Source organism: Evtepia sp. (assembly GCF_034090835.1).
In the GTDB taxonomy this organism is placed as follows: domain Bacteria; phylum Bacillota; class Clostridia; order Oscillospirales; family Oscillospiraceae; genus Evtepia.
This window is the reverse complement of record NZ_JAXDRS010000005.1, coordinates 45,758-52,286: the sequence shown is the minus strand read 5'-3', so window position 1 is coordinate 52,286 and position 6,529 is coordinate 45,758. Positions and strand designations below refer to the sequence as shown.

The 6,529-nt window shown below is 55.4% G+C and carries 8 protein-coding genes, 1 pseudogene and 1 riboswitch; of the genes and pseudogenes, 1 reads left to right on the top strand and 8 read right to left on the bottom strand.

Going from position 1 to position 6,529, the window contains the following annotated elements:
• The 6 genes and pseudogenes from SOR61_RS00800 to SOR61_RS00775 form a co-directional block, all read right to left on the bottom strand.
• Positions 1-94 (bottom strand): annotated as a pseudogene (locus SOR61_RS00800) (30S ribosomal protein S7); the annotation flags it as partial.
• 210 nt (positions 95-304) lie between these two features.
• Complete coding sequence (rpsL, locus tag SOR61_RS00795; RefSeq protein WP_320610804.1) at positions 305-727, bottom strand: 30S ribosomal protein S12; 423 nt, start codon at positions 725-727, stop codon at positions 305-307.
• Positions 728-825: 98 nt separating this feature from the next.
• A complete protein-coding gene (locus SOR61_RS00790; protein WP_320610803.1) occupies positions 826-1,068 on the bottom strand; it encodes a ribosomal L7Ae/L30e/S12e/Gadd45 family protein in 243 nt (80 codons plus the stop codon).
• Between the two features lie 200 nt (positions 1,069-1,268).
• Complete coding sequence (locus tag SOR61_RS00785; RefSeq protein WP_320610802.1) at positions 1,269-1,547, bottom strand: DUF1294 domain-containing protein; 279 nt, start codon at positions 1,545-1,547, stop codon at positions 1,269-1,271.
• On the bottom strand, positions 1,544-2,797 hold the full coding sequence (locus SOR61_RS00780; RefSeq protein ID WP_320610801.1) for a DNA polymerase IV: 1,254 nt from the start codon (positions 2,795-2,797) through the stop codon (positions 1,544-1,546). The genes SOR61_RS00785 and SOR61_RS00780 overlap by 4 nt, the downstream gene beginning before the upstream one ends.
• 108 nt (positions 2,798-2,905) lie before the next feature.
• Positions 2,906-3,526 carry an ECF transporter S component gene (locus SOR61_RS00775; RefSeq protein ID WP_320610800.1) on the bottom strand — a complete coding sequence of 207 codons (621 nt, stop codon included), beginning with the start codon at positions 3,524-3,526 and terminating at the stop codon, positions 2,906-2,908.
• A 135-nt stretch (positions 3,527-3,661) separates the two neighbouring features.
• Positions 3,662-3,790, bottom strand: a riboswitch (FMN riboswitch).
• 155 nt (positions 3,791-3,945) lie between these two features.
• On the opposite strand from SOR61_RS00775, the gene SOR61_RS00770 reads away from it, so the two are divergent.
• Positions 3,946-4,455, top strand: a complete 510-nt coding sequence (locus SOR61_RS00770; protein ID WP_320610799.1) for an SLOG family protein — start codon at positions 3,946-3,948, stop codon at positions 4,453-4,455.
• Positions 4,456-4,510: 55 nt separating this feature from the next.
• Here the strand turns inward: SOR61_RS00770 and ftsZ are convergent, their stop codons facing one another.
• Entirely contained in the window at positions 4,511-5,611 is a 1,101-nt protein-coding gene (gene ftsZ, locus SOR61_RS00765; RefSeq protein WP_320610798.1) for a cell division protein FtsZ, read from the bottom strand.
• Positions 5,612-5,765: 154 nt separating this feature from the next.
• The gene (locus tag SOR61_RS00760; RefSeq protein WP_320610797.1) at positions 5,766-6,524 is read right to left on the bottom strand and encodes an FtsQ-type POTRA domain-containing protein; all 759 of its coding nucleotides are present in this window, start codon (positions 6,522-6,524) and stop codon (positions 5,766-5,768) included.
• Between the last annotated feature and the right edge of the window lie 5 nt (positions 6,525-6,529).

Genomic DNA, 6,529 nt, shown 5'->3' with positions numbered 1-6,529 from the left:
GCATAATGCTGTTGATCAGCTTAGTTACCAGTACGGAACGGTACATAGGATCGGGCAACACTTCCCGCTTGGGTACGTTTCCTCTTCTGGGCACTTTGCTTCCCTCCTTCATAAAAAAATGATTTCATAGGTACTCGAAAGGCCGTTGCCTTCCGTGTTGGACAAAAGGTCTTGTCCTGTGCCTGCCTTGAGAGCTTCCCTAAACCGTACCGGTTTTATATGGTAAGCGACTCACGGCAAAGCCATTGCTTTGCGCTTGAGCGCAAAATTGCGTTAAAAAGTTGGTTTGGTCGGAACCGAATGATTACTTCTTGCCGGCCTTGGGTCTCTTTGCACCATACTTGGAGCGAGCCTGCATACGGCCCTGCACGCCCTGGGTATCCAGGCTGCCGCGGATGATGTGATAACGAACACCGGGAAGGTCCTTCACACGGCCGCCGCGGATCATAACCACAGAGTGCTCCTGCAGGTTGTGACCAACACCGGGGATGTATGCGGTGACTTCGTAGCCATTGGTCAGACGAACACGGGCGATCTTACGCAGTGCGGAGTTCGGCTTCTTAGGAGTAGAAGTACGAACGGCGGTGCACACACCTCTCTTCTGAGGGGAGGGCAGATCAGTCTCCTTATTCTTCAGGGTGTTCAGGCCCTTCTGCATAGCGGGGGAGTTGGACTTGTAGGTCACCTGCTCTCTTCCCTTGCGGACCAGCTGATTAAAAGTAGGCATATTGTTCCTCCTTTCCTAAAAAATACATTGGATTTATATTCTAACCGCATAGAAGAAAACTATGCGGAGAATATCAAATGAATGGATTTTTTCTGGATTCACTCCACAATGGCGGCCACGGCGCTGCCCACTGCGATCCCGCAGGCATTGCCCAGCGCTGCCATGGTCGGTACCAGTTCTGTCTCAGTCCCATTCTCCTGGCACAGAGCTGCGATGGGTTCCGTCACCCTGGGGTCAGCATTCTCTGCCAGAAACACCCGGCGGGCGCTGCCGTTTTTCAGTGCGCGGGCCACCTGCTTGGCGCCAGTCACTTTCTTGGCCGTTTTCAGATCGGTCAACATGGTGTTTCCCTCCCCCGCTCCAGAAGATTCCCGGGCACCTCTGTGCTTTTTCCGAAAATCCTCTGTCTAAAATAGTTCATCGCAAGCTTGAATTTTAGCATACTTTCCCCTCTTCGTCAAGTAGTGACTCTGTGAGAAGATCAGTCCGCTTTTCCTGGCGGCTTGGGCAGTTTTACCCTGAATCCATCCCTCTGTTTTTCTCAGCGGATGAATGTATGCCAGTAAGAGACGCCCAGCGCTGCCGCGATCTGAAGGACCAGGATCGCCGGCATCCCCAGCTTGAAGGTCCAATGCCGGGTCTTATGGTGAAACATGCTCATGCCAAGGATGGCGCCGATGCTGCCCCCCAGAAGCGCTGACAAGAAGAGGGTCCTTTCCGGAATACGCCACTTGTCATGGGCCGCTTTCCACTTGTCGATCCCCATGAGGGCAAAGGCAATTAGATTCCACACCACCAACCAGATCAGAAGTAGTATCATTCCTCTTTCTCCTCCTCGTCTCCTACGCTCTGCTCATCGCCTGCAATCTCCCGGGCCAGTCTGGTCTCCCGGGGCCCATATCCTATGATGCTGCCGCCATATTTATCCCGCAGCAGATCCATGGTCTGTTCCAGTTTCTCCTGCTTCACCCGACGCAACGGGACTTGCGGGGCAAACAGATCCAGCTGTTCCCCTGCCTGGTCCTCAGGCAAAAGCCCGGTTGCTGTGACCGTCAAAGCCCGGACCGGCGCACTCCAGTTCCAGCAGCCAGCCAAGAGCTCCATGACGCCCTCCACCAGCTCCCTGGTCAAATGGCTGGGGGCAGCCAGCCGCTTCTGTCGGCTGACCGTCTGAAAGTCCGGACTTCGCACCGCAATCTGCACGGTGGTACACTTCATCCCGTGCCGCCGCAGTCGCATGGCCACCCGCTCGGAAAGCATCTGCACCCCGACCAGGATCTCTCCCCGCCCCACCAGATTCCTGCGGAAGGTCAAACCATTTCCCACAGACTTGGGAGGCGGCCGGTCCCCTGCCGGGCGCACCGGGCTCCGATCCTCTCCCAGGGCATACTGATGGAGCTGCGCTCCGTTTTTCCCCAGGAGTTTCTCCAGCTTCTCCTGCGGGACCGCCGCCAGATCTCCGATGGTCTCGATCCCATGGGCGGCCAGGATCTTACCAGAGGCCCGCCCAACAAACAGCAAGTCTGTCACCGGCAGCGGCCATACGATATCCCGGAAGTTTTCCCGGCTGATCACTGTGGTCGCATCCGGTTTTCGATAATCGTTGCCCAATTTCGCAAAAATTTTGTTGAAAGATACCCCCACCGATACGGTAAGGCCCAGTTCTTCCCGGATCACCCGCCGGATCTCGTCCACCAGCTCCCTGGGGTCTCCCCCAAACAGGTGCAGGGTCCCCGTGACATCCAGCCAGCTCTCGTCGATCCCAAAGGGCTCTACTAAATCAGTATATCGTTCATAGATCTCCCCGGCCAGCTTGGAATAATAGCGGTACTTCTCATGGTGGGCCGGCAGCAGGGTCAGATCTGGGCATTTCCGACGAGCCTGCCAGATGGTCTCCGCCGTTTTTACCCCCATGGCCTTAGCCGCTTCGTTCTTTGCCAGGATCACCCCATGGCGGGAGGCCGGGTCACCGCACACCGCCACCGGCTTGTCCCGGAGCGCAGGAAACCCCAGAAGTTCCACTGAGGCGTAGAAGGAATTCAGGTCGCAATGAAAAATGATCCGCTCCATAGCGCTCCCTCCTCTCCGGTCTACTTTATCATAGAAAAAAGAAAGCGGCGAGACGCTCCCACCGCTTTCTTTTGATTCATAAGATCCTCTTTCGACCCTGCTGTATCCTTACTGCTCCGCCTGGACGTTGCCTTCCATGTTCGTGTGCTTCTTCCAGCTCTCCCCATGGATAAGGTGGCGGGAAACCGTCTTGTAAACTACGAAGGTGATCACGGAGTTGACCCCTGCCTTAATAAGGTTGAAGGGAACGATCACAGGCACCAGCAGGGTTGCCACGAACCCACGGTTCGCCGCCACAGCAGCCGCATCGCTGATGTCGGGGGTGATGAAGTAAGGCGTAATGAAGTAGTTGAACACCACCATTGCCATGGTCATAGCCAGGGTGCCCACAACCAGAGCCACAACAGCCCCCTTCTTGGTCCGATGCAGACGATAAATGTTGCCTGCCACCAGAACCAGCGTGGAAGTCGCAAAGATGTGCATGGCGATGCCCATCACACCGCTCTGGGCGCTCACGGTAAAGCCCTGGATGAGGGAGGTCACCACCGTCAGCATCACGCCAGCCAGAGGTCCAAAGGCAAAGGTCCCGATCAGGATGGGGATGTCTGCCGGGTCATATTCCAGGAACGGTGCAGCCGGGAAGATGGGGAAATGGACCACATAGACCAAAACGATGGACAGGGCCACCAGCATGGCCATTACAACAAGCTTACGGATTTTTTGATTCATAAAAAAACACTCCCAATTTGCAATGTAACACCCGAAAAACAATGTCTTCCAGGTGCTAACAGGCATACTGGGGGCGCTCAAAAACCGCAAAGCCCAAAAGGCTTTACGCTATGACACCACAGATATGGTGCGTCAGCACGTCTTCTCCCATCCAGACTATTACTGTCGGTCCCGGAATTGCGCCGGGTCAGCTGCCTTTGGAACACCAAAGCGCTCGCGGACTTTACCGCCGGTGGGGACTTACACCCCGCCCTGAAGACATCCTATTTCGTTGTCCGGTTCTATTATACCTGCTTCTTTCAAAAATGCAACCCTAAAATGACACATCTTCCAGCCCTTCTCCCCCTGGTTTTCCGTTGACTTTCCACAGGCCCCGTTATACTATAAGTCATAGTGCAACATTTCTTTCCGAAAGGAGGATGACTGTGACCCCAGATATTACCTGCTGCTTTACCGGACACCGTCCCAGCCGCCTGCCCTGGGGAAGCCACGAGGAGGATCCCCGCTGTCTGCGTCTCAAAAAACAGCTGGATTCCGCCATCCTCCAGGCCTATGAACAAGGATACCGCCACTTTATCTGCGGAATGGCCCGGGGCGCCGACCTCTATTTTTGTGAAGCTGTGCTCGCACTCCGCTCTCTGCATCCTGAGATCACCCTGGAAGCTGCCATCCCCTTTCTGGGGCAAGCCGACTACTGGCCCATTGCCGAACGCCAGCGCTGGAACGCCCTTCTTCTGCAATGTGACTTTGAAACCGTAGTGCAGCACCACTATTCCAATGGGTGCATGGACCGGCGCAACCGCTATATGGTAGACCATTCCTCTCTTCTCATTGCCGTGTACGACGGCATCCCCAGCGGCGGCACCAAGAATACCCTGCTCTACGCCTTGAAGAATGACCTGCAGGTCTCCATCTTAGATGTCGAATGACCGCTCCCCGATAAAAAATGCCCCCTGCGGATCCGCTGGGGGGCATCGATCATTTTTATCTCTCGCGGTTGAAGATCTTGAAGATCTCCTTGTAGGGATCGTCGTCCTCGGAAGAACCAGCATCCTTGCCGGCAGCAGCGCGGCCACCCTTTACACCCTTTTCCGGTGCAGCCGTTGCAGTGGACTTGCTGTTCATGATCTTCTCGTCGAAGCCGGTAGCAATAACGGTGACGCAGATCTCGTCCTCCAGGTTCTCGTCGAAGGTAGCACCGAAGATGATGAGGGCGTTGGGATCGGCAGCCTCCTGCACCAGGTTGGCAGCGATCTCCACTTCTTCCAGACCCACGTCGGTGGAACCGGTGACGTTCACCAGCACGCCGCGGGCGCCGTTGATGGAAGTCTCCAGCAGGGGGCTGGAAACCGCTCTGCGGGCAGCTTCCTCTGCCTTGTTCTTACCAGCAGCGCGACCCACACCCATGTGTGCCATACCGGCGTCCTTCATGACAGCGGACACGTCGGCAAAGTCCAGGTTGATGAAGCCGGTATTCTTAATGAGGTCAGAGATGGACTGCACTGCCTGACGCAGCACGTCGTCGGCCACTTCGAAGGCGTTGGCCAGGGTGATCTTCTGCTCGGTCACAAACTTCAAACGGTCGTTGGGGATGATGACCAGAGAGTCTACCTTGGTCCGCAGGTTCTCAATGCCCAGCTCAGCCTGCTGCAGACGGCGGCGACCCTCGAAAGAGAAGGGCTTGGTCACAACGCCTACGGTCAGGATATCCATCTCCTTGGCCAGATCAGCCAGGATGGGTGCAGCGCCGGTGCCGGTGCCGCCGCCCATACCAGCGGTGATGAACACCATGTCGGTGCCCTCAAGCGCCTTGGAGATCTGGGTGCGGCTCTCTTCTGCGGACTGACGGCCTACCTCAGGATTGGAACCTGCGCCCTGGCCCTCGGTCAGCTTTTCGCCGATCTGAATCTTCTGGTTCGCGCTGGAGACGGCCAGTGCCTGCTTATCGGTGTTAACAGCGATGAACTCAACGCCCTTCACACCAGACTCAACCATCCGGTTGACCACGTTGCTGCCGCCGCCGCCAACGCCAATTACCTTAATATTAACAACGGAATCTACTCCGGTATCCAATCCAAACGCCATGATCGATCCTCCTAAGTGTGTTTATCTAAAAATGCAGCCAAATTCACGTTTTGTTTTATTGTATCTCCCTTTCTCCGGCAGGTCAATAGAAAAGTGCGAATTATTCTCCATCTTTTTTTAAAATTTTCCCACGGCAGAAAGACGCTTTTTTTCCTTACATATCGCTGGAAGCGATGGGTGTATCCGTTTTCAAATCAATGGTTCCCCTCTCATTTGCGCCTAAAGTGGCCACAATCGCCTCCAAAATCCGGATTTTTCTTTCAAAATCCGCATTGTTCAAAATCTTTACTTTCAAGCGGTCCTCATAGAAGAAAACCACCTCTGTCCGGGACGATGCATCGATCTCAGAAATCTTATCCACAATGCCCCGACTTTCTATGGCCTGGAGGAGTTTCAGCAGCCCGGCCAGCTGATCCCCGTTTTCCTGCGGCACCTGCGCCTGCTGGCCCTGCTGAGGATTCTCCAGCGTCAGTCCCTCTACGTCAATGTACTCCAGGGCCAGGGTGTCGTCTACTTTCTCCAGCAGCTTCCCCTGGGAGTCAATGACCCACTCTGCTCCGTCCCCACTGGACATGACCGCCACAGGCACTGACTCGGTCAGCACCAGTTTCAGCGTGGTGGGAAACCGCTTCTGTACGTCCACATGGTTGACATAAGAAAGCCCCTTGTAGATCCGCTGGGCGATCTGCTCCCCCGGCGTGAGAATCAGGTTGGCTCCCAGCTCTACATCCGCCACGGACAGCACCTGCTCCTCAGAGTAACGTTCGTTCCCCTCCACGGAGACGAACTCCACCCGGAAAAACACCGTACATGCTCCTACCACAGAGACCACGATCAAAAGGCAGGTCACGATGGTATAGAGCAGGCTGTTTCGCCGTCCTTTCTGTTTCTTTTCCCTTTGCTTTTTTGCCATGCCGT

Excerpts from the sequence above, each read along its gene's own strand:
- rpsL (WP_320610804.1), bottom strand. The coding sequence starts at position 727 with ATGCCTACTTTTAATCAGCTGGTCCGCAAGGGAAGAGAGCAGGTGACC.
- SOR61_RS00790 (WP_320610803.1), bottom strand. The coding sequence starts at position 1,068 with ATGTTGACCGATCTGAAAACGGCCAAGAAAGTGACTGGCGCCAAGCAG.
- SOR61_RS00785 (WP_320610802.1), bottom strand. The coding sequence starts at position 1,547 with ATGATACTACTTCTGATCTGGTTGGTGGTGTGGAATCTAATTGCCTTT.
- SOR61_RS00780 (WP_320610801.1), bottom strand. The coding sequence starts at position 2,797 with ATGGAGCGGATCATTTTTCATTGCGACCTGAATTCCTTCTACGCCTCA.
- SOR61_RS00775 (WP_320610800.1), bottom strand. The coding sequence starts at position 3,526 with ATGAATCAAAAAATCCGTAAGCTTGTTGTAATGGCCATGCTGGTGGCC.
- SOR61_RS00770 (WP_320610799.1), top strand. The coding sequence starts at position 3,946 with ATGACTGTGACCCCAGATATTACCTGCTGCTTTACCGGACACCGTCCC.
- ftsZ (WP_320610798.1), bottom strand. The coding sequence starts at position 5,611 with ATGGCGTTTGGATTGGATACCGGAGTAGATTCCGTTGTTAATATTAAG.
- SOR61_RS00760 (WP_320610797.1), bottom strand. The coding sequence starts at position 6,524 with ATGGCAAAAAAGCAAAGGGAAAAGAAACAGAAAGGACGGCGAAACAGC.